The 24989-nt window shown below is 62.7% G+C and carries 32 protein-coding genes and 2 tRNA genes; 17 read left to right on the top strand and 17 right to left on the bottom strand.

The genetic code is table 11. The annotated features are described in order from the left end of the window. Nucleotides 1-298 precede the first annotated feature (298 nt). Entirely contained in the window at nt 299-1174 is an 876-nt protein-coding gene (locus P3C39_RS17505; protein ID WP_275953548.1) for a DUF2182 domain-containing protein, read from the bottom strand. A 9-nt stretch (nt 1175-1183) separates the two neighbouring features. Then, on the bottom strand, nt 1184-1819 hold the full coding sequence (locus P3C39_RS17500) for a DUF1326 domain-containing protein (protein WP_013532425.1): 636 nt from the start codon (nt 1817-1819) through the stop codon (nt 1184-1186). Nucleotides 1820-2274: 455 nt separating this feature from the next. Here P3C39_RS17500 and P3C39_RS17495 point away from each other — a divergent pair, with 455 nt between their 5' ends. From P3C39_RS17495 to P3C39_RS17475, 5 genes are all read left to right on the top strand, one after another. Continuing rightward, nucleotides 2275-3453: a cystathionine beta-lyase gene (locus P3C39_RS17495; protein WP_275953549.1), complete on the top strand. Its 1179-nt coding sequence runs from the start codon at nt 2275-2277 to the stop codon at nt 3451-3453. 130 nt (nt 3454-3583) lie between these two features. Continuing rightward, nucleotides 3584-4645, top strand: coding sequence for an HPP family protein (locus P3C39_RS17490; protein WP_013532427.1), 1062 nt, complete (start codon nt 3584-3586; stop codon nt 4643-4645). A 132-nt stretch (nt 4646-4777) separates the two neighbouring features. Next, nucleotides 4778-5452 (top strand): RNA polymerase sigma factor, encoded by a 675-nt coding sequence (locus tag P3C39_RS17485; RefSeq protein WP_275953550.1) that lies wholly within the window; start codon nt 4778-4780, stop codon nt 5450-5452. 117 nt (nt 5453-5569) lie between these two features. Then, a complete protein-coding gene (locus P3C39_RS17480) occupies nt 5570-6094 on the top strand; it encodes a DUF4142 domain-containing protein (RefSeq protein ID WP_013532429.1) in 525 nt (174 codons plus the stop codon). An 11-nt stretch (nt 6095-6105) separates the two neighbouring features. Further along, a complete protein-coding gene (locus tag P3C39_RS17475; protein ID WP_027163334.1) occupies nt 6106-6414 on the top strand; it encodes a cupredoxin family copper-binding protein in 309 nt (102 codons plus the stop codon). Nucleotides 6415-6525: 111 nt separating this feature from the next. Here the strand turns inward: P3C39_RS17475 and P3C39_RS17470 are convergent, their stop codons facing one another. Then, on the bottom strand, nt 6526-7356 hold the full coding sequence (locus tag P3C39_RS17470; RefSeq protein ID WP_275953551.1) for a crotonase/enoyl-CoA hydratase family protein: 831 nt from the start codon (nt 7354-7356) through the stop codon (nt 6526-6528). An 88-nt stretch (nt 7357-7444) separates the two neighbouring features. Between P3C39_RS17470 and P3C39_RS17465 the strand changes: the two genes are divergently transcribed. Continuing rightward, complete coding sequence (locus P3C39_RS17465; RefSeq protein WP_275953552.1) at nt 7445-8032, top strand: TetR/AcrR family transcriptional regulator; 588 nt, start codon at nt 7445-7447, stop codon at nt 8030-8032. Nucleotides 8033-8112: 80 nt separating this feature from the next. Here P3C39_RS17465 and P3C39_RS17460 read toward each other — a convergent pair whose 3' ends face one another. Both P3C39_RS17460 and P3C39_RS17455 read right to left on the bottom strand, forming a co-directional pair. Continuing rightward, nucleotides 8113-9339, bottom strand: coding sequence for an anion transporter (locus P3C39_RS17460; RefSeq protein ID WP_275953553.1), 1227 nt, complete (start codon nt 9337-9339; stop codon nt 8113-8115). A gap of 152 nt (nt 9340-9491) precedes the next feature. Continuing rightward, nucleotides 9492-10454, bottom strand: a complete 963-nt coding sequence (locus P3C39_RS17455) for a glycosyltransferase (protein ID WP_275953554.1) — start codon at nt 10452-10454, stop codon at nt 9492-9494. Between the two features lie 374 nt (nt 10455-10828). Here P3C39_RS17455 and P3C39_RS17450 point away from each other — a divergent pair, with 374 nt between their 5' ends. Next, nucleotides 10829-11224, top strand: a complete 396-nt coding sequence (locus tag P3C39_RS17450) for a glycosyltransferase family 25 protein (RefSeq protein ID WP_275953555.1) — start codon at nt 10829-10831, stop codon at nt 11222-11224. 430 nt (nt 11225-11654) lie between these two features. On the opposite strand, the gene P3C39_RS17445 is transcribed toward P3C39_RS17450, so the two are convergent. Both P3C39_RS17445 and P3C39_RS17440 read right to left on the bottom strand, forming a co-directional pair. Continuing rightward, the gene (locus tag P3C39_RS17445) at nt 11655-12443 is read right to left on the bottom strand and encodes a GGDEF domain-containing protein (RefSeq protein WP_027163337.1); all 789 of its coding nucleotides are present in this window, start codon (nt 12441-12443) and stop codon (nt 11655-11657) included. 258 nt (nt 12444-12701) lie between these two features. Continuing rightward, on the bottom strand, nt 12702-12923 hold the full coding sequence (locus tag P3C39_RS17440) for a hypothetical protein (protein ID WP_013532436.1): 222 nt from the start codon (nt 12921-12923) through the stop codon (nt 12702-12704). 179 nt (nt 12924-13102) lie between these two features. Here P3C39_RS17440 and P3C39_RS17435 point away from each other — a divergent pair, with 179 nt between their 5' ends. From P3C39_RS17435 to P3C39_RS17425, 3 genes are read left to right on the top strand one after another with little or no spacing between them, the layout of a single operon-like run. Then, on the top strand, nt 13103-13417 hold the full coding sequence (locus P3C39_RS17435) for a hypothetical protein (protein ID WP_337122511.1): 315 nt from the start codon (nt 13103-13105) through the stop codon (nt 13415-13417). After that, nucleotides 13414-13695, top strand: a complete 282-nt coding sequence (locus P3C39_RS17430; protein WP_013532438.1) for a helix-turn-helix transcriptional regulator — start codon at nt 13414-13416, stop codon at nt 13693-13695. The genes P3C39_RS17435 and P3C39_RS17430 overlap by 4 nt, the downstream gene beginning before the upstream one ends. 39 nt (nt 13696-13734) lie before the next feature. Beyond that, the gene (locus P3C39_RS17425) at nt 13735-14019 is read left to right on the top strand and encodes a hypothetical protein (RefSeq protein ID WP_063171820.1); all 285 of its coding nucleotides are present in this window, start codon (nt 13735-13737) and stop codon (nt 14017-14019) included. An 86-nt stretch (nt 14020-14105) separates the two neighbouring features. Here the strand turns inward: P3C39_RS17425 and P3C39_RS17420 are convergent. Together P3C39_RS17420 and P3C39_RS17415 are read right to left on the bottom strand one after the other, a co-directional pair. Then, a tRNA-Arg gene (locus tag P3C39_RS17420) sits at nt 14106-14182 on the bottom strand. A 47-nt stretch (nt 14183-14229) separates the two neighbouring features. After that, a complete protein-coding gene (locus tag P3C39_RS17415; RefSeq protein ID WP_013532440.1) occupies nt 14230-14535 on the bottom strand; it encodes an ETC complex I subunit in 306 nt (101 codons plus the stop codon). Between the two features lie 140 nt (nt 14536-14675). Between P3C39_RS17415 and P3C39_RS17410 the strand changes: the two genes are divergently transcribed. Then, nucleotides 14676-14752, top strand: a tRNA-Pro gene (locus tag P3C39_RS17410). A 97-nt stretch (nt 14753-14849) separates the two neighbouring features. After that, entirely contained in the window at nt 14850-15131 is a 282-nt protein-coding gene (locus P3C39_RS17405) for a hypothetical protein (RefSeq protein ID WP_013532441.1), read from the top strand. A gap of 15 nt (nt 15132-15146) precedes the next feature. Here the strand turns inward: P3C39_RS17405 and hdaA are convergent, their stop codons facing one another. Genes hdaA through P3C39_RS17390 form a run of 3 tightly spaced genes read right to left on the bottom strand, consistent with a single transcriptional unit; the run spans nt 15147 to nt 17584 of the window. Beyond that, complete coding sequence (hdaA, locus tag P3C39_RS17400) at nt 15147-15851, bottom strand: DnaA regulatory inactivator HdaA (RefSeq protein ID WP_013532442.1); 705 nt, start codon at nt 15849-15851, stop codon at nt 15147-15149. A gap of 1 nt (nt 15852) precedes the next feature. Next, nucleotides 15853-17055 carry an AI-2E family transporter gene (locus tag P3C39_RS17395; RefSeq protein WP_013532443.1) on the bottom strand — a complete coding sequence of 401 codons (1203 nt, stop codon included), beginning with the start codon at nt 17053-17055 and terminating at the stop codon, nt 15853-15855. A gap of 1 nt (nt 17056) precedes the next feature. After that, nucleotides 17057-17584 (bottom strand): CDP-alcohol phosphatidyltransferase family protein, encoded by a 528-nt coding sequence (locus tag P3C39_RS17390; protein WP_013532444.1) that lies wholly within the window; start codon nt 17582-17584, stop codon nt 17057-17059. Nucleotides 17585-17822: 238 nt separating this feature from the next. Here P3C39_RS17390 and purM point away from each other — a divergent pair, with 238 nt between their 5' ends. Genes purM through P3C39_RS17375 form a run of 3 tightly spaced genes read left to right on the top strand, consistent with a single transcriptional unit; the run spans nt 17823 to nt 20138 of the window. Next, nucleotides 17823-18902: a phosphoribosylformylglycinamidine cyclo-ligase gene (gene purM, locus P3C39_RS17385; protein WP_013532445.1), complete on the top strand. Its 1080-nt coding sequence runs from the start codon at nt 17823-17825 to the stop codon at nt 18900-18902. Next, a complete protein-coding gene (gene purN, locus P3C39_RS17380; protein ID WP_024505064.1) occupies nt 18899-19612 on the top strand; it encodes a phosphoribosylglycinamide formyltransferase in 714 nt (237 codons plus the stop codon). Before purM ends, purN begins: the two co-directional genes overlap by 4 nt. Before the next feature lie 13 nt (nt 19613-19625). Continuing rightward, nucleotides 19626-20138 carry a histidine phosphatase family protein gene (locus P3C39_RS17375; protein ID WP_063171819.1) on the top strand — a complete coding sequence of 171 codons (513 nt, stop codon included), beginning with the start codon at nt 19626-19628 and terminating at the stop codon, nt 20136-20138. Nucleotides 20139-20189: 51 nt separating this feature from the next. Here P3C39_RS17375 and P3C39_RS17370 read toward each other — a convergent pair whose 3' ends face one another. From P3C39_RS17370 to P3C39_RS17355, 4 genes are all read right to left on the bottom strand, one after another. Next, nucleotides 20190-20423 (bottom strand): DUF680 domain-containing protein, encoded by a 234-nt coding sequence (locus P3C39_RS17370; protein WP_024504275.1) that lies wholly within the window; start codon nt 20421-20423, stop codon nt 20190-20192. A 414-nt stretch (nt 20424-20837) separates the two neighbouring features. Then, on the bottom strand, nt 20838-21065 hold the full coding sequence (locus P3C39_RS17365) for a DUF680 domain-containing protein (RefSeq protein WP_013532449.1): 228 nt from the start codon (nt 21063-21065) through the stop codon (nt 20838-20840). Between the two features lie 47 nt (nt 21066-21112). Continuing rightward, complete coding sequence (locus tag P3C39_RS17360; protein WP_013532450.1) at nt 21113-21316, bottom strand: DUF680 domain-containing protein; 204 nt, start codon at nt 21314-21316, stop codon at nt 21113-21115. A gap of 47 nt (nt 21317-21363) precedes the next feature. After that, nucleotides 21364-21567, bottom strand: a complete 204-nt coding sequence (locus P3C39_RS17355) for a DUF680 domain-containing protein (protein WP_013532451.1) — start codon at nt 21565-21567, stop codon at nt 21364-21366. Between the two features lie 464 nt (nt 21568-22031). Between P3C39_RS17355 and P3C39_RS17350 the strand changes: the two genes are divergently transcribed. Both P3C39_RS17350 and P3C39_RS17345 read left to right on the top strand, forming a co-directional pair. Then, the gene (locus P3C39_RS17350) at nt 22032-22709 is read left to right on the top strand and encodes a response regulator (RefSeq protein WP_024504276.1); all 678 of its coding nucleotides are present in this window, start codon (nt 22032-22034) and stop codon (nt 22707-22709) included. Nucleotides 22710-22722: 13 nt separating this feature from the next. Next, entirely contained in the window at nt 22723-24075 is a 1353-nt protein-coding gene (locus P3C39_RS17345; RefSeq protein WP_275953556.1) for a sensor histidine kinase, read from the top strand. Between the two features lie 28 nt (nt 24076-24103). Here the strand turns inward: P3C39_RS17345 and P3C39_RS17340 are convergent, their stop codons facing one another. Further along, nucleotides 24104-24982: an ABC transporter permease gene (locus P3C39_RS17340; RefSeq protein WP_013532454.1), complete on the bottom strand. Its 879-nt coding sequence runs from the start codon at nt 24980-24982 to the stop codon at nt 24104-24106. Between the last annotated feature and the right edge of the window lie 7 nt (nt 24983-24989).

Genomic DNA, 24989 nt, shown 5'->3' with positions numbered 1-24989 from the left:
TAATTCCTGTGAGGTCAAGGGAAATGACCCAAACCCGAAGAGTTTGAAAACCGATTGCCGTAAATGCCTGATTTACAGACAAACACGCCCGCGAATTAGTCAGCAGGGCCAATAAAGGCGGCAAAGCTGATGCAACGCCAACGCGGGGCCGATACCGGCCGCGGCAGCGAAATCCATCCCGGGCAAATACCTCGTGGTTGTTGACCTCCGCGTGGGGCGAACTACCATGTCCCAAGATTGTCTTCTGACGATTTACTGGCGGCTGCAGTCCAATACAGGTCGCAGACGAAGACTGTTCTCAAGAGGCTTGAAAGACGATCCAGGCCCCGATGCCAGCCATCAACGCGCCTGAAACGCGCGGAATCAGCTGCCCGGTCGGGACCGTCTTCTCCAGCAGGACTAGGATGGCGATGCCGGCGATCCACAGCACGTTCATGACGCCACCGACGAACAGCAGGGCCATCAGCGCCCAGCAGCACCCCAGACAGTAGGCGCCGTGATCGATGCCCAGCCGAAGCGCGCCGAGCGGAGCGGAGCGGAATCCGCCATGGCCGGCCAGGAACGCGATCGGGGCCTGACATTGGCGCAGGCAGACGCCCTTCATCGGCGTCCATTGATAGAGACCGGCGGCGATCAGGACGAGGCCGCCGAGGACCGCGCTGCCGGTCGCCATCGAGGGGTCGAGCAAGGCAAGACGGGCGAGAAGCCATTGCGCACCGGTCGCCACGAGGCTGAAGACGACCCAGACGGCGAGGTAGCCGGCAAAAAACCATCCCGTCGAAGCGATGGGCCTGCCATCCGCCCGCGCCTTGCGGCCGACGCCGGCATAGAGCAGCAACATCGGTGCGACCGAAGGCGTCATCATGCCGACCATCATCACCGCCCACATCGTGAAGGTGAAAGCGAAATCGGCCAATGCCCAGGCCCGGATGCCTGGCGCCACGGCGGCGCCCATATCCATGCCGCCCATACCCATGTTCGACCCGTCCATATTCGACATGTCCATTCCGGCCATGTCACCGCCTCCGCTGTCCGGCAAGGCGGAGCCGGGCATGACCATGTCGGTGGCGAGCCACAGCACATAGGCCCAGGCGAGCACGGCAATCACCACGAGCGCGGCCATCACGACCGCACGATCGCGCCGCAGCACCGCCTCGAGGGCCGTGTCGCCCATTGGATCAGGTCAATGCACGATGCCGCTCTGCGTGAGATGCAGATTGGCGAAATGGCTGTGCGTATCGGCCAGCTCGAACTTGATCGGGCCCGTCGCCTTTGTCCAGCCGCGCCCGACCTCGGCGATCGCGTATTCGAAGCCGTGCGGCAGGTCGATGCGCGCCTGGTGGGCAGCGCCGGTGACCGGATTCCGGATCGGCTCGCCACGACCGTCGGTTATACCCTCGACATGCAGCTGACTGGTTCGCGCGTCGACGTCGATGTTGAATTCGATCGGCGCAAAGATCGGGTCGTGGAACTTCTCCAGCGTGGTCGAAAAGACCTGGAATATCGTTGCACCCGGTTCGGTGTCCAGACCGCCCAATATGCGAAGCAGCGCGCCACGTTGGGCTTCCGTCGCCCTCTCGTCGATGATCACCGCGGCTTCGCCCCCGCCCTGGTGTATGGCGCCGGGCCAGCTGAAAATCCCGACGAACCGCAATCCGTCGAGCTTGGTGTCGCCGTGATGGCCGCTTTCGATTTCCATGCCGGCGACCGCCTGGCAGAACCCGTATGTCGGCATGGCGTTGAACTGGCACGGGCAGCCATAGGCGCAGTTGCAGTTGATGAATTCGCGCGCCTTCATGGCCCATTTGACGTCCGGCATGGCATTCCTCCCTTGCCGCGCTCACGCTTGGTGAGCGCGATCCGGATCGTGGAGGACCAGAGGTCAACCGGCAGCAACCATCCGGCAGCATCTGATCGAAGCAATCCGGCGATTAATATTAGCCGACAATCATATACCTTCCGCAGCCGCCCACAATAGCCGATCGGCGGAGATGAGGGCTCCGAACGCAGGTCAATCAAAGACCGCCTTTTCGCGATAGGAATTTTTTCTTGACACCCTGCCCTCAGCTATGATACATTTTTGTCCATGGTGCTGATTTGCGCCGATGACCCGCCGCACAGGCGGGTTTTTCGTTTTGATATCCTGTCCCCGCATCGCTGTTTTTGCCGCGACGAATTGGCATATTCGAAGTCCATCTCCTGGCGGACGGTGGCTGTTGCACGGTCCATGCCGCCGCACTATGGCTAGCGGCTTGTCAAACAAGGCGACGCAGAATGGCGAAAGACGGCGAGCACTTTAGCGGCGGGATGGGCATCAACACGCGGCTTGCCCATTCGGGCAACAATCCGCACGACTATTTCGGCTTCGTCAATCCGCCGGTGGTGCATGCCTCGACCGTGCTTTTTCGCGACGCGGCGTCAATGGCGGCTCGCACCCAGAAATACACTTACGGCACGCGCGGCACGCCGACGACCGATGCGCTCGCCCACGCCATAGACGCGCTGGAAGGTTCGGCAGGCACGATCCTGGTGCCGTCGGGCCTTGCGGCGGTGACGGTACCGCTGCTCGCCTTCGTGTCGGCCGGCGACCATCTGCTGATCGTCGATACCGTCTATCATCCGACCCGCAACTTCGCCGACACGATGCTGAAGCGGCTGGGCGTCGAGGTCGAGTACTACGCCCCCCATGTCGGCGCCGGCATCGCGGCGTTGATCAAGCCCAACACCAAGGTGGTGTTCACGGAATCACCGGCCTCCAACACCTTCGAGGTGCAGGACATCCCAGCCATCGCCAAGGCGGCGCACGCCGCGGGCGCCATCGTCATGATGGACAATACCTGGGCGACGCCACTGTATTTCCGCCCCCTCGACCACGGTGTCGACATCTCGATCCATGCGGCGACCAAATACCCGGCCGGCCATTCCGACGTGCTGCTTGGAACGGTGTCGGCCAAAGAGAGCTGCTGGACGCATCTTTATGAAAGCTTCTGCACGCTTGGCTGCTGCGCCGGGCCCGACGACGTCTACCAGGTGCTGCGCGGCCTGCGCAGCATGGGCGTGCGCCTCGAACACCATCAGCGCAGCACGCTTGCCATCGCCTCCTGGCTCGAAGGCCAGAAGGGCGTGGCGCGCGTGCTCCACCCGGCCCTGCCCAGCCATCCGGATCACGCTCTATGGAAGCGGGATTTCTCCGGCTCCAGCGGCATCTTTTCCATCGTGCTTGCCGGTGGCGGCCAGAAGCAGCAGCACGCCTTTCTCGACGCGCTGCAAATCTTCGGCCTCGGCTATTCCTGGGGCGGTTATGAGAGCCTTGCGGTACCGGTCTGGCTCGGCGACCGCGTTGTCGCGAAGGCCCCCTATGAGGGTCCATTGATCCGCCTGCAGATCGGCCTCGAGGACGTCGACGACCTGAAGGCCGACATTTCGCGCGGTCTGGCCGCAGCGGCTGCGTAGCGGAATTCTATTCCCTCAAATTGCAGTTTCCCGGATCAGTTTGGCTTTCAAATTCAGCGATGCCGCGTCATTGCGGTGCGATCAGCACATTTTCGACTTCCCCTGGAATATCGGCAGAGTTTTCGACCTCATGGCTTTCCGCCTTTTTGTTCCCATTCTTGCCGGCGCGACGCTGCGCGAGCGTCTCGTCGCCTGTATCGGCGCGACGATCGGCATTGCACTCACCGGTGTGATCGCCAGCCTTGTGCTCGGCAACGGCCCGCACGTGCCGCTGCTGGTGGCGCCGATGGGGGCGTCGGCGGTGCTGCTGTTCGCCGTGCCCGCCAGTCCGCTGGCACAGCCATGGTCGATCATCGGCGGCAACACGATATCGGCACTGGTCGGCGTGATCGTGGCGCATTTCATCCACGAAACCGCCCTTGCCAGCGGCATCGCGGTGGCACTGGCCATCGCCGCCATGTCGTTCACGCGCTGCCTGCATCCGCCGGGCGGAGCGGCCGCGCTGACCGCGGTGCTGGGAGGGCCTGCCGTGATCAGCGCCGGCTTCCTGTTTCCATTCGTGCCGGTGGCGCTGAACTCGATCCTGCTGGTGGCGCTCGGCTACGGCTTCCACAGGCTGGCCCGGCGCAATTATCCGCATGTGCCGGTTGCGGCGCCGGCAAACAGCCACGGCACCGGCGATCTGCCGGCGCAGCTGCGCGTGGGCTTTCGGTCGGAAGACATCGATGCCGCGCTTGGCGCACTCGACGAGACGTTCGATATCGATCGCAACGATCTCGACCGGCTGCTGCGGCAGGTCGAATTGCAGGCGATGGTGCGCGCGCACAAGACCCTTCTGTGCGAGGACATCATGTCGCGCGATGTGATCTCGGTCGATGCTCACACCTCCACCGAGGCGGCGCGCCAATTGCTGCTTGACCACAACATCCGCACCTTGCCGGTCGTCAATGCGGAAGCCAGGCTGGCAGGCACGGTGGGGTTGCGCGAACTCACCCAGGCCTCGGGGACGGTTGGATCCGTCTTAACGCCCGCGGCAACAGCCGCCGCCGGCGTCGCCGCCATGGGTCTGCTGCCCGTGCTCACCGACGGCCGCAGCCATGCGGTCATCATCGTCGACGACGACAAGCGGATTCTCGGGCTGATCACCCAGACCGATCTGTTGGCGGCCACGGCGCGCTTGCAGGCTGCCTGACAAGCCTTCGCTCGCACTGTAGTGTAGCGGCCGCCGGACCCGGCAGAAAATCTTCGGGAACCTTTTGCCGGCGACAGCGTCCAATCTCCCAATCGAGATCCTGGTTCGGAGATTGGGTTGAGGAAACTTGCCATGCCTGCTGTGTTGACGGCCGTGCCTTCCGCTGTGCCAGGCGAGATGCAGCTTGTGCACCGCGCGCTGGTGCGCGACGGCGACGCCTTCCGCACCATCATCAAGACACACAATCAGCGGCTTTACCGGATCGCGCGCGGCGTCGTGCGCAATGACAGCGAGGCCGAGGACATCGTGCAGGAGGCCTACGTCAAGGCTTTCGCCCATCTCGATGCGTTTCGCGGCGACTCCTCGCTCGCCACATGGCTATCGCGCATCGTCATCAACGAGGCGCTCGGCCGGCTGCGCAAAAGGCGCAAAACGGTGGCGCTGCCGGAAAATCCGCAAGCCGAGATCATCCGGTTTCCCCTCAATCCCAGCGACGATCCGGAACGGACAATGGCGCAACGGCAGATCCTCCAACTGGTCGAACAGGCCACCGACAGCCTTCCCGACGTCTACCGGACGGTGTTCGTGGCGCGGGTGATCGAGGGGCTGAGCATCGAAGAGACCGCCGACCTCCTCGGCGTGCGGCCGCAAACCGTCAAGACAAGGCTGCACCGCGCCCGCGCCCTTGTCCGCAAGGCGCTGGACGACCAGATCGGGCCGGTGCTGCTCGACGCCTTCCCCTTCGCCGGCCGGCGTTGCGAACGACTGACCAGCGCCGTGATGCGACGGCTCGGGCTGGAAAGCTGAGCCTCAGCGGATTTCAGTTCATTTCAGCGGGAACGTTTGCCGCTGACCAGCATCCAATGACCGTCAACCGAAAAACACTGTCCGGGGCGATTTCAGCGTCCCGGCGAAGGAGATGCCATGTCTATCCGACACACTGCTGCGCTCGCCGCCCTGCTGCTGCTCGGCACCGCGCCGTTCGCACAAGCCGCCGACAAGCCGACCGATCCGCAGATCGCCCATATCGCCTACACGGCCGGGGTCATCGACATCGAAGCGGCCAAGCTGGCCATCGACAAATCGAAGAACAAGGAGGTTGTCGATTTCGCCAAGGACATGGTCCGCGATCACGAGGCTGTAAATGTTCAGGCGCTCGACCTGGTCAAGAAGCTCAAGGTCACCCCGGAAGACAACCCCACCAGCAAGGCGCTGACCAAAGCTGCGACGGAGGAGCGGGCCAAGCTCGCCAAACTCCACGGCGCTGCCTTCGACAAGGCCTATGTCGACAATGAGGTCGCCTATCACAAGCAGGTCAACGGCGCGCTCGAAACCCTTTTGATCCCGTCGGCGCAGAATGCCGAGCTGAAAAGCCTGCTGGAAACCGGCCTGAAGATATTCCAGGGCCATGAGCAGCACGCCGAACACGTCGCCGGCATGCTCAAGTAAGGACCGGGAGCATGCAGAACCGCCATCTGTGGATTGCGTTGACGCTCGCCGTCGGGATCGTGCCGGCGCAAGCCGAAACCATCCAGGTCACCATCGACAGGCTGGTGTTCTCTCCGGCCACCGTCGAGGCAAAGGTCGGCGACACGATCGAGTGGGTGAACAAGGATGTGTTCGCCCACACGGCCACCGTGAAAGGCGGCTGGGAAGTGATGATCCCGCCGAAGAAATCCGCAAGCCTGACTTTGAAGACGGCGGGACCGGTCGACTACTTCTGCCGCTTTCACCCCAACATGAAGGGCCGTTTGGTGGTGGCGCCCTGATCCAGCTCCGACGAGTGCATGTCTCCCAAAAGTAACCTCGGTTTTGGGAGAACGACACGCATGAAAACAAAGACCTGAAGCGGGTCGCCTGAGGAATTCCAGCGACCCGCTTCAGGCTCGCCTGGCCTCGTCGGGACGCGCGATATGTGTCCACGAGCCGTCATAGCCCGGCTCGCGGCGTGCAATCCAGGCATTCAGCCCTTCGCGCAGATCAGCGGTCGGGGCCATGCGGGCAAACTGCTCGGCCTCGACCAGCAAACCTTCGGCGATGCTCTGGTTGAGGCCGCGCGCCACTGCCGTGAGGATGCCGGCAATCGCCAGATCGGAGTGCCGCAGGATACGCCTGGCCAGATCAAATGCCGCCGGCATCAACTCGGCATGCGGCACAACCTCGTTGACGAGACCCAGTTCAAGCGCCCGCGGCGGCGCAAACCAGTCGCCGGTCAACAGCAGTTCGAGCGCCCGCTTGCGCCCCGCGAGCCTCGGCAAGCGCTGGGTTCCACCAAAGGTCGGCGGCATTGCGAGGTTGATTTCCGGCTTGGCGAACAAAGCGCGGTCACTGGCGATAGCGAGCGGTGCGGCCTCGGTGATTTCGCAGCCGCCACCAAAGGCAATGCCGTTGACGGCGGCGATGACGGGCTTGCGGTAGGCTTCCAGCCTCGCCGTCAGCCGCTGCCCGCGCATGACGAAATCCCGCATCGCGACACCGACGCCAAGCGCCACGCTGGCCGAGAACTCGTGAATGTCGCCCCCCGCCGAAAACGCCCGCTCCCCTGCTCCGGTCAGAATGACCGCTCGGACGCTGTCATCGACTTCCATGTCGTCAAGGACAGCAAGCAGGCGATCGATCAGGGCATAGTTCAGCGCGTTGAGTTTCTCCGGCCGGTTGAGGGTGAGGATGGCAATCCCATCCCGGGTTTCGCTAAGGACAAGATCTGTCATTTGGCTCTTCCTTCTCCATCATGCTGATGGAAGGAAGACTATGCCCTTTGTCGCTTGTGTATATTCACTAGTCGGTATACATAGGCTTATGCCCGACACGCAGAGCCCTACCCGCAAACGCATTGTCGATGCCGCGACCAGGCTCTTCTATGCAGAAGGAATCGGTCGTGTCAGCGTCGATGCCGTTGCCGAGGAAGCGGGTCTCACCAAGCGCACGCTCTACTACCATTTCAAGAGCAAGGACGACCTGATCGCGGCCTATCTCGACGGCCGCGACCAACCCAATCTGAAGCGGATGGCCGGCTGGTTCGAGGCTGCCGAAGGCGGCGCGGATCGCAAGGTCGAGGCGATCTTCACCAATCTGGCGAGGTCCGCTCGCCATCCGAAATGGAAGGGATGCGGCTTCCTGCGCACGGCCGCCGAACTCGCCTCGATGCCCGGACATCCGGCGGTCAAGGTGGGCGCGCGGCACAAGCTGAATTTCGAAACATGGCTGGCCGGCGCCCTGTCGGGCCACAGCATCGTGGAGCCGCTAACCCTGGCACGCGAGATCGTGCTTTTGATCGACGGCTGCTTTTCGATCATGCTGATCCACCGCAACCCCGATTACATCGAAGCGGCCGGACGCGCCGCGGCGACGCTGGTGCGGGCGCGACTTTCAGGCAGCCAGGTCTAAAGCGCGACGCGCTTTAAGCCTTTGGTTTTATGCATGTCGTTGCCCTAAAACCGGGGCCACTTTTGGGGCAACGACATGCATTAGAAACCGAAAGCCAGCCATGCGGTGCCGGCGGCCAGCGTTATCAGCGTCAAAGGCAAGCCGACCTTGAAAAAAGCGCCGAACGACAGCGTCGTGCCGGCGGCCCGCGCCTGTTCGGCGACGATCAGGTTGGCGACCGAACCCAGCAGCGTGAAATTGCCGGCCAGCGTCGAGCTCATGGCGACGACCAGCCAGGCGCGCTCGGGGCTTTCGAGGCCGGGTATGAAGGGCCGCAGCGCCAGCACGGCCGGAACATTGCTCATGATATTGGAAAGCACCGCAGTGAAGCCGGACAGCCGCCAGACGTCGTCCAGCCCGAGATTCCTGGCCGAAGCGATCATGTCTGGCGAAAGAAGCGTCTTTTCGGCGCCGGCGACGACCACGAACAGACCGGCGAACATGAACAGCAGCGGACCGTCTATCTCGCGGTAGATGCGCTCCGGCTTGATGGCCCGGGTGAGCAAGAGGATGGCGCCGCCGATGAGTGCGGCCTTGGCGACGGGCACGCCGGCGAAGAAGGCAATTGCCAGCCCGATGCAGACCACCACCGCCTTCAGCACCTGCCCCTTGTGCATGCGGCCCCGCGAGACCTCGGGCGTCAATTGGACGGTGCGGGCGAATTCGGCCCGGAAGACAATGCGGATGATGACAACGACCGCGACGAGGCTGAACAGGGCGACCGGAGCCAGCGCTGCCGAAAAGGCCGGATAGGAAATGCCCGACAGCGCGCCGATGACCATGTTTTGCGGATTGCCGGTGATGGTTGCGACGCTGCCGCAATTCGACGCGGTGGCGGTGGCGATCAGATAGGGGATCGGGTTGCGCTTGATCACGCGGGTGACGTGAACGACGATCGGCGCCATGACGAGACAGATGGCGTCGTTGACCAGGAAGGCGGACAACACGCCGGTCAGCAGCGTCACCATCACCAAGAGCATGAAGGGCGCATGCGCGTGCTCGATGGCGACGGCGCCAAGGCCACGAAAGGCGCCCGACACTTTTAAATGCGCCACCACGATCATCATGCCGAGCAGAAGCGTGATGGTGTCGAAATTGATCGCCCGGTACGCATCCTCCATGCTGAGCGCGCCGATGGCGATCATCGCGGCCCCGCCGAGAAGCGCGATCCCTGCCCGGTCGAGGCGCAGGCCGGGGATGCGGCCAATGGCGACACCGGCGTAAGTCAGGATCAGGATCAGCAGTGCCGCCGCGCCCATCAATGTCATCGATAAGAAGTCCTGCCCAGTCTGTGGCACGCCGCTGGCTGTCGGCCCCATTCGTCCGCTTTGCGTGCCTGCTTTAGCGCGATGTCGAGATCGATGACAGCGGGCATGTTGTTGCGCCAAGGATGTCCCATGGCCCAAGGGATGACGTGCAGCTAGCGCAGGTAGAAATCCAGCCTCTGTCGCACAGCTTGGGAAGAATAGATCTGCTCGACGGTCTGCCGTGCCTTGAGGCCCACTGCCGCCCGCAGCGCCGGGTCGGCTTTGAGATCGGCCAGGATGCGCGCCGCCTGCTGCGTCGTTTCGAACAAGAAACCGTTTTCGCCATGCCTGATATGGTCGGAATAACCGCCATATGAATGGCAGACCACGGGCAACCCGCAGGCCATCGCCTCGAACACCACGCGACCGAAGGTTTCCATATGCCAACCGGTGCGATAATAAAACACGTCGAGCGTCTGCAGAAACTCTTCGGCGGAAAATTGGCCGGGTGGGAACAGTTCGAGTTGCGGATGCGGCATGAGGCTGTCCTTGAGCCCTATCCCTCCCTGAATCCGCAAGGCTGTACCTTCGGCCAGCAATGTCTCGTAGAGGGGTATGTCATCGGGATGATGTTTGCCCGGCCCATCGCGGCTCAAGCGTCCGACGGTGAAGGGACGATCCGAACCCAGATGCTGTGGTGAAAAACGTTCGATATCGATCGGAGACGGATGCACGGTGCCATCGACTTGGAGCATCCGTCTCTGAAAATCGGAAATCAGCACCAGTTCGGCGTCGGGCCAGTTCAGCATGCGGGGCATGCGTCTCGTCAGCGAGATGATTTTCGGGTGAAAGGTATTGAAGACATAGATCAGCCGGCGCGGCCGCGGGATCAGGTAAGGCCATATCTTGTTGCGCCAATGAGAGCCGAGAAAGACGTAGGTACCGCCATTCGGTACATCCCACTTCGACAGCGAGACGCGGCGAATCGGGAAATTCCGCATCAACTCGCCGGACACGCTGGAGGAGGTTGCCCACAGATGCACCTCGGAATCGACACTCAACAGCCGGTACAGTTCCAGAGCTTCAAGGTCACTGCCACCGAAGGGGTCCTGAAAGCCGTTGAACAAATGGATCATGGTCGCTGCGCTTTGTTAGCCTGGCCGGCTGTTTGCCGATAGTGAAAATCTGGCCGTTGCCGTGCTGCCCACATGGCGCTCGGAGGCGTTACTTGTCGCCGAGCAGAGCTAACGCAACTGTTACAAAATGGCTGTGAACAGAGATATCCACCTTCAGCTGATATTTAGCTGTCCGAGATATCGGTCGCCCATTAAGCAGGTTACGTCAATACGAGGCACTCGGTGAGTGCTAAGTCGTCCATCTATTGCTCAAAAATATCACTGGCAGCCCAAGCTGCGTCGCCTACCCCTTGCGGAGTCTCGCTATTTGGTTAAGCAAGTTATTTCAAGATCCAAGACAGTAATTATTGACAGATAGCCTGTGGGGGGCATCAATGAAATGTATGGTTATTAACCTCGATCGGTCTCCTGATCGACTTGCCCATGTCACGGCTGAATTCGCGAAGGTTGGTGTTTCGTTCGACCGGGTTCCTGCCGTGGACGCGTTGCGTCGACCGGAATTTGCTGCGACTTCACCAAGTTTGACCCCCACGGAAGCGGCTTGTCTTATGAGCCACAAGGTTTGCTGGACCATCATCGCGGATGGTGAAGATGCCTTTGGTGCGATTTTCGAGGATGACGTCCTGTTGTCCGAAGCGGCTGGCCCAATGCTTTCTGATGATGGATGGATTCCGGCCAACGCCGATATCGTCAAGCTGGAAACCTACCTAAGGAAAACCGTCATCGCGATGAAGCGCACCTGCGTCAGTCGGGTGTTTTTCGGTGGTTAGGCTATATGGGTTCCACGTCGGAGCGGCCGGGTACATCATTTCGAAGCAAGCAGCGCGCGATCTGATCGCCCGAAGTCTCGATGCGCCCGCCGATCACGTTATCTTCGATCCGGCGCTTCCGACATCGTCAAGCAAAGCGATCTACCAACTGTTGCCGGCACTGTGTGTGCAAAATGACCTTATCCGCGAGAAGGCCTTCGGGTTGACCAGCCTTCTTAATGAGGAGCGGCTCGTGAGAGCCAGAGCAAATTCCGCTCCAAAGCGGAGTCCCGCCGAAAAGCTCCTGGTCGAAGCAAGGCGCATAAGTCGACAGATTTTCGATATCTGCCGCTTCAGGCGTGAGAAAACTATCTCTTTAGCGTGATGACGGCAGCCAAAGCACTGCTGCGCGACGGCCTGCACGAGTCAGCGTGCTGTTCCGAGTCACCCGTCAATGCACGGTGGCGACGCCGGGCGCAGGCGCCGGAGACGTTCCGGCCGGATCGAAGCTGACTTGATCGCGTCCGTTCGACTTGGCCGTGTAAAGCCTTCTGTCGGCAGCGGAGAAGATTTCCTCATAGGTGATCGGGCCGGTAAAGCTTGTGCCGCCGATGCTGACGGAAAGCGGACAAGGCCTGCCGCCGGGTGAGAATTCCATCTCCCTGATACGCCGGCGGATGCTTTCGGCAACCACCCAGGATTGCGAGGGATCCACGCCGGGCAGAAACACGCCGAATTCTTCGCCGCCGATGCGGCCGACGATATCGCTGCCACGCAGTTGCCCCTTGATCGCCTGCGCTATCAGTTTGAGGGCCTGATCGCCGCAATCGTGGCCCAGGCGGTCATTGATCGACTTGAAGTGGTCGGCGTCGATGATCAGCAGCGCCCCCGAACGGGTCTGCTCCTGCTTGCGGGTCTGCTCGAGATAGGCTTCGACCAGCATCGAGAAGGCGCCACGGTTCAGCACCGCTGTCAGGCTGTCGGTCGCGGCGAGGACGCTGAGATCGCGCTGCGCGATGGCCAGCTGGCGAATCTTCCACATCAGGAAAAACAGAAACGAGCCGCCCAGCACCAAAGGCAGCATCAGGTCGGTCATCTGCGCCCGCCACACGGCCTCGGGCGAAAGATAGGGAAAATTGAAGGAATCGACGAAGAACGCCACGGCAATGAAGAATGCCGTACCGACTGCCGTGACAGCGATCACCCTGCCCCAGCTCGTCGGCGACAGATCGAGCTTCATCGCGTTCAACTCCGTTAGCCGTCGCTACTATGACGCACCAACCCAAACAAATTGATAAGACTTTCCCTCCAATTCGATGTCGGCGGCGGAATCAAATCCACCGGCCAACCAGCCCCTGCCTATGACTTGCGACAGACGCTTGGGCAGACGCCACAGGACGGCCGCTGGAAAGCAGCCATCCTGTTTCAAAGTGTGAAGGCGTGGGCCAATTGCCGGCCGGGCAAGGGCAAAACGGCGCGCGAAGCCAGATCGCCCGTCTCAGTTGAGCGTCGGTTCACCCAGCGCATCGACGACAAAGGATGCCGCGATCAGGTCGTCGGCATCGAGACGCAGGGAGCCTCCGTCGCCTCCCATGGCTGAAGCCACTTTTTGAAAGGTCTTCATTTCGTATTCCGTGATCCGGGCGTCCTGCATCCTGGCCCTGAGATCGGCAATGCGCCGATCGAGGGCCGAAGATATCCCTATTTCTCGCTTCGACATGGCAACACTCCTCCCCACCCTTGTTTGCCTCCCGCCTGTCCACTTTTATATGAGGGTCCGCGAATACAGCGGGCCGAACGCGCCGTGCGCGGGAAGGTTCCGAAAAGGCCGAGTAACGAAATAATACGCTGGCGCCGAGCCACGCCCGCGGACTTTTCTATATCAGACGCAGCTAATCCTTGACGCCGGCGGATGCCGCCCCAGAATCAGAGCATGGCAATAAAGTCGGCGACGAGGTGGCGGTCATGGCGACGGTGCTGAAGCGCGTCACGAAGGACCGCGTCAGCGTGTCGATCCCCGGTCTTCCGCATTCGGTCATTGATCCGGCAACCAGGCTGACCAGGGGCCAGCAGATGGAATTATCCGGCGACGTTACGCGGATCGACGGCGACAAGGTCACGGTGTCGCTCGGGACAATGGTCACGGTGGATCTGGACAAGGCGGGCCTGGTGCAAAGCCGTGTCCCGCCGAAGCGAAGGACCGTCAGGATGTGAACAAGCGAAGCGCCACCGTCTCAGGGACCCAACCCCTTACACCCCAGCAGTGCAGAGCTGCACGAGCGATCCTGAAGTGGTCGCAGGTGCGACTCGCCGCGAAGTGCGGCCTCAGCGAAGGAACGATTGGCAGTTTTGAGAGCGGGCGAAGGATTCCCAGTCCCGCCAAGCTGGCTGCCATCCGTCGAGGCTTGGAGGCAGCGGGCGTGGTTTTCATCGATCAAAAGACCGCGGTGACAAAGAGCGGTCCGCCTCGCGAAACTATTAGTGGAACATAATTTAGATATCGCTGTTAGGCCGTAAATGGGAGGCGCGCGATGTCACAACATGAAATCGGCATTGTTTCGGACTGGTCGAGATTGGTGGCGGACGATCCTCTGATCGCCGCGGATATAACCCAGCGCCTTTCTGTGCTGCGCGCTTGCAATGACAACGCTGCCACCGCCGCCGACGTCCCGTCGCCCGGCACCGAAACATTTCGGGGTCCCGACATAACCAGCCTCGCAACACCCACCGAGTATCCTCGGCCGATCGTGCTCCTAGCGACGATCTATGCGTCGACGGTCCTGGGGGTAACGCTGCTTCTGGCGGCGGCGGTCTGAGCGCACGAGACCTGATACCGCTCTCTGAAAGCCCGTGTCTCCGGTATAAACCGTAACCTATGTGTCCGGAACGGACCGAAAGGCTTTGGCGATCCCGACAGGATTCGAACCTGTGACCATCGGCTTAGAAGGCCGGTGCTCTATCCAGCTGAGCTACGGGACCGCTGGCCGGCCGTTGGGCCGGCTGGATATTCTGGCGCCGGGCGCCGTTCAATGCGTCCAGGGCGTCCTGCGGTCATAGCGGAAATTCTCCGCATAGGAAATCTGGCGGCGCTTGGTCTCTTTCGGCTCTTCGACGCGGAAAGCGAGCCCTTGCTTTTCGGCGTAGGCGACCGCCTCTTCGCGCGTGTCGAAGCTAAGCCTGATCTGGCTTCTCATGTCTGCCGACGTCGTATAGCCCATCAGCGGGTCGATCTTCTTGCGCGACTCGGGATCGAATTCCAGCACCCAGTAACCGGTCTTGGCCTTGCCGGACTGCATCGCGGTTTTGGCTGGGCTGAAAATGCGCGCGGACATGGCCACCTCGTTGTTGTGCAAGGCAGCATCGCCACCCTTCGCCCGTCATTACTGCGCAATGCGCACGGCGGCAAGGTTTTTGCTCTCGCAGGTTTTTGCACTTGCCATGCACCACCGAAATGAATAGGCAACAGACCGTTCGGAGTGTAGCGCAGCCTGGTAGCGCATCTGGTTTGGGACCAGAGGGTCGGGAGTTCGAATCTCTCCACTCCGACCATCCCCTCACAGCCCAATGCCCGGCGCAGCCATACGGTTCACTTGCTGCGGCTCCGGCCGTGTGTCCGGCGCCGCGGTTCGGCAAACAGGGGGGTCAGATGCTTGGAATCGATGCCTGGGTGTCGCTTTTCGGACCGGCCTACTTTGCCTACGCCGGCATAACGGTTCCGGTCATGGTGACGTGGGCAATTGCCTGCGCCGCACTGGCGATGTGGAACAACCGTGAAAGCCGCAGACAGGCGAGGCAGGCCCCGGGCGCCGTGGTCTCCCGCTCCTGGCGTGTCAGTATCGGGATGTTTGTGCTGGTCGCCGCCGGCTATATCGCCGCTCACTCTGCCGTCTATCTCGCAGTCCGTCATTTCGCCAGAATGTGGCTCTGAGACCGGCCTCTTAGGCTAGATCTCGAACTCGCCCTGCCCTTCATCCATGGCACTGACGGTTTCGGCTGCCAGCGCCCTGGTGATCGGCGTCTTGCGTTCGAGCGCGGTCCGGTCGAGCCGCTCCACCACGCGCATCGCTGTCGCCAGCGAGCGCTCGATGCGGCGGACCAGATATTGCACGACATGCGGTTCGACCTCGATCTGACGGTCGGCGAAGAGTTTTGTGATGACGCCTGCCAGCAGGAGATCGTCGGGCTCATGAATTTCGACTGTCGCAGCCGCCTTCAGCCGCGAGGCAAGATCAGGCAGGCCAACACCCCAGGCCGAGGGAAAGCGGCGCGCCGTCAGAAGCAGTTGCGAGCCGGCACCACGCACCGCATTGATCAGATGGAACAGGCCTTGTTCGTCAACCGTCCCGGTATCGACATCGTCGATCAGCGCCGGCCGCGCGCCGAGATTGGCGATGCTGTCGCCGATGCGCCTGGCGTCGACCGCCGCCGCATTGGCACGCGCGCGCCAGATCGAGGCCAGATGCGTCTTGCCAGAACCCGCGGGACCGGCCAGCACCACCACCGGCGATGGCCAGTCCGGCCAGCGGTCGACCAGCGCAACCGCCTGGTTGTTGGTGCCGGAGACGACGAGTTCGTCACGCGAATAGCCCGTGCCATGGCCGAGGTCGAGCGGCAACTGGCGCGGCGGGTCGGTTGGCTGGGCAGTCACTTCAGCGACGCGGTTGCGTGCGGTGGCCGCCGCCGCGATCGGCCGGAAGCTGCGGCACAGGTGCCGCGCCGCGACCCTTGTAGAGCGGCGATTCGAGATAGCGGGCTATTGCGAACCGCACCAGCACGGCGACGGCGGCCGAAGCCGGCACCGCGATCAACAAGCCGACGAAGCCGAACAGCGCGCCGAAGGCAAACAGCGAAAACATCAGCCATACCGGGTGCAGGCCGACGCTCTTGCCGACCAGCCGCGGCTGCAGGATGTTGCCCTCGATGAACTGGCCGATGAAGAAGACGACCGCGACCGCGACGATCATCGTCCAGTCCGGCCAGAACTGGACGAAGGCGACGCCCACGGCCAGCACCAGCCCGGTCAGCGAGCCGACATAGGGGATGAAGGAAATCAGCCCGGCGAACAGGCCGATGAGGATGCCGAAGTTCAGTCCGGTCAGCGTCAGCCCGGTGGCATACATGGCGCCCAGCACCAGGCACAGCGTGCCCTGGCCACGCACGAAGCCTGCCGTGGCGGTGTTGATGTCCCGTGCGATGGCGCGCACGGTCTGGACGTTGTCGCGTGGCACCCAGCCGTCGATGACCGCCACCATGCGGTCCCAGTCGAGCAGCATGTAGAAGGCGACCACCGGTGTCACCACGAACAGGCTGACCACAGAAACCAGCGCCATGCCGGAACTCCACAGCGAGGTGAAGACGGTGGTGACAAAACCGAAGCCGGAGGTCAGCAGCGAATTCAGCCCGTCGCGCAAGCTATTGGCGTTGACGCCGAACTTCTGCTCCAGCCATTTCGGATCGAACGAGGTGATCAGGCTTTGCAGCCGGGTCAGATATTCCGGCAATTTGCCGGCGAAATCGGCCATCTGCGTGGCCAGAACCGGAATGAGGATGACAAAGGCCAGGACCAGCACGATGAGGAAGGTGATGAGGATGACCACCGTCGCCATGAAACGCGACAGGCCGAGCCGCTGCAGCCGGTCGGCAACGGGATCGAGGAAATAGGCAAGCACCATGCCGGCGACGAAGGGCAGCAGGATGGCGCTGAAGACATAGAGGAAAAGCGCCAGCAGCGCGGCGCCGGCCAGCCAGAAGAAGATCTGGCGGCGAAAGGTCGCGGACGCGGCGATGTCGGCGGCCGCGGCCTCGATCGCCGCCGCTTCTGTCTCGGATGTCCGGAGTGGAGCCTTCGTCATGTCAGCTCATGTGCCTCAGCCAAGTCACGAGATAGGCTGCGGCCGAAGCCACGGTCAAGACCCCGGACAGCAATATGAGAACCGGCCTCAGCGGGTCGAGATGAACCGACAGGGCAAGCTCACCCAGCACAACCGCCGCCAGCACGATCTGGATGGCGGTGTTGGCCTTCGACACGAAAAGCGGTTTCATCTCGACCGGATGGGCCATGACGGCGGACAGCAGGACCGCGCAGACGATCAACGCGTCGCGCGACACCATGGTGACGACCAGCCACAGCGGCAATTGCCCGATGAGGCCCATGACCACGAACACCGAAACCAGCAGCAGCTTGTCGGCGATCGGATCGAGATAGGCGCCGAGCGTGGACTGCTGATTGAAACGGCGGGCGATGAAGCCATCGACGCCGTCCGAAATGCCGGCGACGAGGAACCCGGCAAAAGCCCAGTCCCAGCGCGCCTGCAGCATCGCCAGCACCACCGCCGGCACCAGGACAAGGCGCAGGATGGTGATCAGGTTGGGGATGGTCAAATGCCTGGCACCTCCTCTTGGTCGGAGATAGATGATGAAGATGGCGGGTGGCAACAAGGGAGGAGCTGCCGATCTCCCCGCACGGGAGCGGCCTTCAGCTTGGCTTTCGCCAATCACGAGCGCCTGTACGTGCGCGCTGTCCACGGTTTTGTAGGCCGAGATGGCCGTTATCCTTGCGGACAGAAACCGTTCATGCGAAGAGCCCGCGACAAGGAAAATTGCTGAACGGGCACCAGAAATGAGCAAGCGCGACGTGAACAAGCGCAAGAACGGGCTCACCTATGCCGAGGCCGGTGTCGATATCGATGCCGGCAATCTCATGGTCGAGAAGATCAAGCCGCTGGTGCGCGCGACGCGCCGGCCGGGCGCCGATGGCGAGATCGGCGGTTTCGGCGGCCTGTTCGACCTCAAGGCGGCCGGGTTTACCGATCCGGTGCTGGTGGCGGCCAATGACGGCGTCGGCACCAAGCTCAAGATCGCCATCGATGCCGGCAAGCACGACACGATCGGCATCGACCTCGTCGCCATGTGCGTCAACGACATCGTCGTGCAAGGTGCTGAACCGCTGTTCTTCCTCGATTATTTCGCCACCGGCAAGCTCGATCCCGACCAGGGTGCCGCGATCGTCGGCGGCATTGCCGAGGGCTGCCGCCAGGCCGGCTGCGCGCTGATCGGCGGCGAGACCGCCGAGATGCCCGGCATGTATCACGGCAACGACTACGACCTCGCCGGCTTTGCGGTGGGTGCCGCCGAACGCGGCCAATTGCTGCCCACCGATGACATTGTCGAAGGCGACGTGCTGCTGGGCCTGGCTTCCTCCGGCCTGCACTCGAACGGCTATTCGCTGGTGCGCCGCATCGTCGCCGTCAGCGGTCTGTCGTGGAGCGATCCGGCACCGTTCAACGACGAGGCCACTCTGGCCGAAGCACTGCTCGAGCCGACCCGCATCTACGTCAAGTCGATTCTCAAGGCGATCCGCAACACGCATGGTATCAAGGCGCTCGCCCACATCACCGGCGGCGGCTTCCCGGAAAACATTCCACGCGTGCTGCCCAAGGATTTTTCGGCCGAGCTCGACCTCGAGGCGATCGACGTTCCTCCCGTGTTTTCGTGGCTGGCCAAGACCGGCGGCGTGGCGCCGGAAGAAATGATGCGCACCTTCAATTGCGGCATCGGCATGATCCTGGCGGTCGCGTCCGGCCAGGCAGCGCAGGTCGCGGCCGTGCTACAGGAAGCCGGCGAGACGGTGACGCCGATCGGCCGCATCGTGCCGCGCCGCGACGCAGGCGTCATCTATCGGGGTTCGATCGGCCTATGAGCGCGCAGAGGAAACGCACCGTTGTCCTGATCTCGGGACGCGGCTCCAACATGACCGCGCTGATTGCCGCGGCCAGCGACCCGTCGTTCCCGGCCGAGATCGTCGGTGTCATTTCCGATAAGGCGGATGCCGCCGGGCTCGGCATCGCCAGGGCGCGCGGTATCGCCACGCAGGTCGTCTCGCGTGCCGACCACGGCAGCAAGCAGGCGCATGACGCCGCCATCGACGCGGCCCTTACCGCCTTCAACGCCGAGATCGTGGCGCTGGCCGGCTATATGCGCATCCTTAGCCCCGGCTTCGTCCAGAAATGGCAGGGCCGCATGATCAATATCCACCCTGCCCTGCTGCCGGCCTTCAAGGGGCTCGACACCCATGCGCGCGCGCTGGCCGCCGGCATCCGCATCCATGGCTGCACCGTGCACTTCGTCACCTCCGAGATGGATGACGGCCCGATCATCGCACAGGCAGCCGTGCCGGTGATGGTCGGCGACACCGCCGATACATTGGCAGCCCGCGTGCTGAAGACCGAACACCGGCTCTATCCGCTGGCGCTGGGGCTGGTCGCCGAAGGCAAGGCGCGCATGGAGGCCGGCCGCACCGTGCTTGCCCACTTTGCCGACGATGCCGACAACGGCACCTCGGTGGTGATGGCCCCGGATCCGCTGCGCGAGGAAGCCGACCTCGAGCATCTGGCGCGCATCACGCCTTGAGCTTAGAGCGGCGATGAAACAGCTTCTCCTGCTTCGTCACGCCAAATCCAGCTGGGACGACCCTGATCTCGATGATTTCGACCGGCCCTTGGCCGAACGCGGAGTGAAGGCAGCCCGGTTGATGGGGCGCGAGCTTGCGGCGCGCGGCTGGCTGCCGGACCTGGCGCTGGTGTCGGCGGCGCTGCGCACCCGCGACACCTGGCGGCTGGTGGCGGCGGAATTGCCCGTCCCGCCCCAGGTCGCATTCCTCAAGGCGCTGTACGATGCTTCAGCGGCGGACATTCTGAGCCAGATTGGTCAAACCGACGCTTCAAGCGGCAGCTTGCTGGTAATTGGCCACAATCCGGGCCTGGAGCAGTTGGCCAGACAGCTTGCCGGGCCGGGGTCGGACGCCAAGGCGATCGCGAGACTTGAGGAAAAATTCCCGACGGCAGCCTTGGCCCGGGTGGTCTTCGAAGGCGATTGGTTCGGCGTATCCCCCGCCCGGCTGACACATTGCTTGCGGCCGAAGGACCTGGGCGGCTAGTGTCCATGGCAGGTGCGGCAGGCCAAGCCCGCCGCACACCCGCCTGAGCCGTCAGTTTCCCCAGTTGCCCTGGCCGGATTCCGGCTGGACCGAATCGGGCATCAGCGTGAGGTCGCGATGCTTGACCTGCCTGTGGGTCGAAGCCGTGTAGCTGTGGTCGACATTGACCGCGTGCGAGGTGACGGCCGGCTGATTGACATTGTCCGAACCATAGTTGTCGCTGCCGGCAAAAGCGGCACCAGTGGCAACGAGGATGGCGGCGGTGGCAAGAGCGATCCTGTTCATTCTATTTACTCCGGTATTCCTGATTCTGTCCGTCTAGTGGCGTGCCCCTGGGGAGGAAATTTCGCGTCGCTCGGACAGCCTCGATCTGGGTTTTTCGTGCGCCGACTTCCAATCACGAAGACGTTCCCTGACGCGCGGAATCGGGACCTCGAACGTCGGCCAAGGGATTGAGCTCACCCTGTTTATCAATTGATCTCAGATGCTTATAAGGAGGGTGCCTGACGCATGGTGCGGCGGTTCATCGAGCCAGCGCTCGCCATGCGTTCACGATTCGTCAACATAAATTGAACCAGCTGGTTCGATTTACGATCGGCGCTCCGACACCGATGCCGTCGGCCGAAATCCTGCTCATGCATAAAAAAACAAGAGCGGCGGGCAAGGCCCACCGCTCTTTGTGGTCGCAGACTTCAGAAATCAACGACCCCAGATGCCCTGGCCCGACTGAGCCGGCACGTTGGCATTGGCATCACCCTGCGTCTTTACGGACTTCGGGATCGAGCCGGTATGCGTGGTGTCGATGTCGGACACGGACTGGTTCGCAACAGGCTGGTTGGCATTGTAAGAGCCGTAGTTGTCGCTGCCGGCAAAAGCGGTGCCCGTGGCAACGAGGATGGCGGCGGCGGTGAGTGCGATCTTGGTCATTTTAGTTACTCCTGAGTTCAATGTTGGGTCGATATCGGCAGTCGCGATTAGCGGCCGAAGAGGTTGCGGTCAGCGCCCTGCGAAGCGGGGGCCTGGACGGTTTGCGTCGACTTGGAGATCGAAGCAGTGGCCGACTGGTCGACGGTGACGGCAGGCTGATTGGCGTTGGCCGAGCCATAATTGTCGCTGCCGGCAAAAGCAGTGCCCGTGGCAACGAGGATGGCGGCAGCGGTAAGAGCGATCTTGGTCATTTTAATTACTCCTGAGTTCAAGTTTGGGTCGATATCGGCAGTCGCGATTAGCGGCCGAAGAGGTTGCGGTCAGCGCCCTGCGAAGCGGGGGCCTGGACGGTCTGCGTCGACTTGGAGACCGAAGCGGTGATCGAATGGTCGACAGCGACGGCAGGCTGATTGGCGTTGGCCGAGCCATAATTGTCGCTGCCGGCAAAAGCAGTGCCCGTGGCAACGAGGATGGCGGCGGCGGTAAGAGCGATCTTGGTCATTTTAATTACTCCAGTATTTGTCATGTCCGTCTAGTGGCGTGCCCTTGGGAGGAATTTCGCGTCGCTCGGACCACCCCGAGATGGGCTCGCCCTGCCGCGGATTCCAATCACGAAGATGTTCCCCCGCGGCTCGAATCCAGGCCTTGAAATTTGACACAGGCCTCGGCGGTCATAATTTAACTGTTTGAAATCAGACAGTTAATCGATAACGCCCATCACCAGGCGCGACCGCTCGCCAGGCCGGCGTTCACCATCTGCTACACAGTGCGTCAACAGAAATCGAACTGAACGGTTCGGTTTGAAACGATTGCGCACCATCTGAACTTCTGGATCTCCTCCATTTGCCTTGCGGTTGGATCGAGATTATCGCTTGTGCACGATCATCAATCGGGCGCGACTTGGCGGCGCCAGTTGAAGAAGTGGGCGGAAATCCGGGTGACCTGCACCCCAGGACAGCGATAGAAATGCGGTTGCTGCTTGTAGAAGACAATCGCGAGCTGGCGGATTGGCTGGGCAAGACCCTGCGTCAGGCGAACTATGTCGTCGACATCGTCCATGATGGCGAGGATGTCGAACACGCGCTCGCCGCCGGTGACCACGCGCTTGTCATCCTCGACCTTGCGCTGCCGCGCATGAGCGGGCTGGAGGTGCTGCGAATGTTGCGGACGCGCGGCAACCGGGTGCCGGTGATCGTGCTGACCGCAAACGCCAGTCTCGACGGCCGGGTCAAGGGCCTCAATGAGGGCGCCGACGACTATCTGGCCAAGCCCTTCCAGATCGAAGAGCTCGAAGCACGAATCCGCGCGCAATTGCGCCGTGCCAATGACCGCACCGCGCCGGTCGTTGCCTGCGGTGATCTCGTCTTCGACACCAACACGCGGCTGTTTTCGCTTGCCGGCGAGGCGCTGGCGCTGACACCGCGCGAACATGCCGTGCTTGAGCAATTGATGGTCAAGGCCGGACGCACGGTGAGCAAGGCGGCATTGTCGGCCGCGATCTACGATTTCGAGACCGACGCCGATCCCAGCGCCATCGAGATCTACGTGCACCGCGTGCGCAAGAAGCTCGAAGGGTCGCGGGTCCAGATCGCCACACTGCGTGGCCTCGGCTACCTCTTGCGCCAAGACGATTTGGCGCCGTGACGATCCTGGCGCCATGAGGATCAACAGCCTCCGCCTGCAATTGCTGGCATGGGTGGTGCTGCCGCTTGCCGGGCTCGCGACCATCAACCTGTGGACCAGCCAGCGCAACGCACTGGCGACCGCGGACCTGGTCACCGACCGGATGCTCGTCGGATCGGCGCGGGCGATTGCCGAGCAGGTCGCCATGGTCGACGGCGTGCTCGATGCCACGGTGCCCCCGGCGGCGATCGAGATGTTCGACACCGGCGACCGCGACAGCGTCTACTATCGCGTCGAGACAGCCGGCGGGCGGCTGCTGACCGGATATCCCGACCTGCCCGAAGCGCCGCAGCATGCCAGTGTCGAGGCCGCCTACCGCGATCACCAGCTGCGGCTCCTGACCCTTGGCCATGCGGTGATCGGCGCTGGCAACGACTCGCCAATATCAGTCACCGTGGGCGTCACCCTTGCCGGCCATGACGCCATGGTCAAACAGCTTTGGTTCAGCGCCTTTGCCCAGCAACTGGCGCTGGTGGCGATTGCCGGCGTGTTCGTGCTGCTCGGCTTGCGTCGCGGCCTGGCGCCGTTGATCCGGCTGCGCGATGCGGTACGCTCGCCAAACCGCAGCGACCTTGACCCCGTCGAAGTGCCCGGTGCGCAAAGCGAGATCCGCCCGCTGATCGACGCCCTCAACGCCTACATGGAGCGCGTGCGGGCGCAGATGGCGGCGCAACGCCGCTTCATCGCCAATGCGGCGCACCAGCTGCGCACGCCCCTGGCGCTGCTGTCGACACAGGCAAGCTATGCGCTTCGCGAACGTGCCGCCGATGCCCGCCAGGAGGCGCTGGTGGCGCTGCAGGCGAGTTCCGGCAAACTGGCGCGGCTGGCCGAACAGCTCTTGACCCTGTCACGCGCCGAGCCAGGCAGCCGGCGGCCGCGCGCCGACCGCATTGACCTGGCGGAAGCCGCCCGGCACGTGCTGGAAACCCTGGCGCCAACGGCCATCGATCGCAAAATAGATCTCGGCCTCGAGGAGGCTGGCCCCGTTCCGGTCATCGGCGACGGCACCATGCTGCGCGAGATGATCGTCAACCTCGTCGACAACGCGCTGCGCTACTCCCGGGCCGAGGGCAGTGTCACGGTGAAGCTGGCGGCCATCGACGGCGAAGCCGTGCTGACGGTCGCCGACGACGGGCCTGGCATTCCGGCGGACGAGCGAGACCATGTCTTCGAGCGCTTCTACCGTATTGCCGGTTCGACCGAGGAAGGCAGCGGGCTGGGACTCGCCATTGTACGCGAGGTCGTCGAAAATGCCGGCGGCCGCGTCACCCTTGGGGATGGCGCGGCCGGCGGTCTGTTGGTTGAGGTCAGGCTGCCGCTGGCCTGACCGGTCAGGCTGCCCCTGGTCTGACCGATCACGTTCCCTGCTCGTTGAACGGCGCCGGCCGCCACTTCACGACATAGTTCTCGAAGCGGGTGATGATGAACTCCACCACCAGCGCCATGACAGCCAGGATGATCATCGCGGCGAACACGCCATTGGCGTTGAAGGCGCCCTGCGCGGTCGAGATCAACAGGCCCATGCCTTGCTTGGCGCCGAGGAACTCGCCGACCACCGCGCCGACCAGCGCGAAGCCGAAGCTGACATGCAGGCTGGCGAGGATCCAGCTCATCGCCGAAGGAATGATGACGGTGCGGGTGATCTGGAACGGCGAGGCGCCAAGGATCTGGGCATTGGCGATCATTGCCCTGTCGGCCTCGCGCACACCCTGGAAGGCGTTGGCGAAAACAACGAAGAACACCATCACCACGGCAAGCGCCACCTTGGACGCCATGCCGAGGCCGAGCGCGATGATGAACACCGAGCCGAGCACGACGCGCGGCACCGAATTGGCGATCTTGATGTAGATCGAAAAGACATCCGCCAACAGCCGATTGCGGCCGAGGATGATGCCGGCGGCGATGCCGCCAAGGGCACCGATGACAAAGCCGAGGAAGGTTTCCTCCAGCGTCACGTAGATCTGCAGCCAGAGTGGGCCTTGAGAGGTGCCTTCGGTGATCCACGACCAGATCTGCTGCCAGATGCCAGAAGGGCTGGCGAAGAAGAACGGGTCGATGATGTTGTAGTCGGCGCCGAGTTCCCACAGGCCAAGGAAGACGACCAGGATCGCCAGGCGCAAGGAGATGACAAGCGCGTGGCGGCGGCGCAGCCTTGCCCTCGCCCGGGCTTCGGCAACGGCGATGGAAGCATCGCGGACGGCGGCCTGGTTGGCGGTCGGAGAGATTGCGGTCATGCTGTTT

Origin of the sequence: Mesorhizobium sp. XAP4 (assembly GCF_029269325.1) — a bacterium.
Taxonomy (GTDB): Bacteria; Pseudomonadota; Alphaproteobacteria; order Rhizobiales; family Rhizobiaceae; genus Mesorhizobium; species Mesorhizobium ciceri.
Note: the sequence above shows the minus strand (reverse complement) of the source record. Positions and strands in the feature narration are given on the sequence as shown.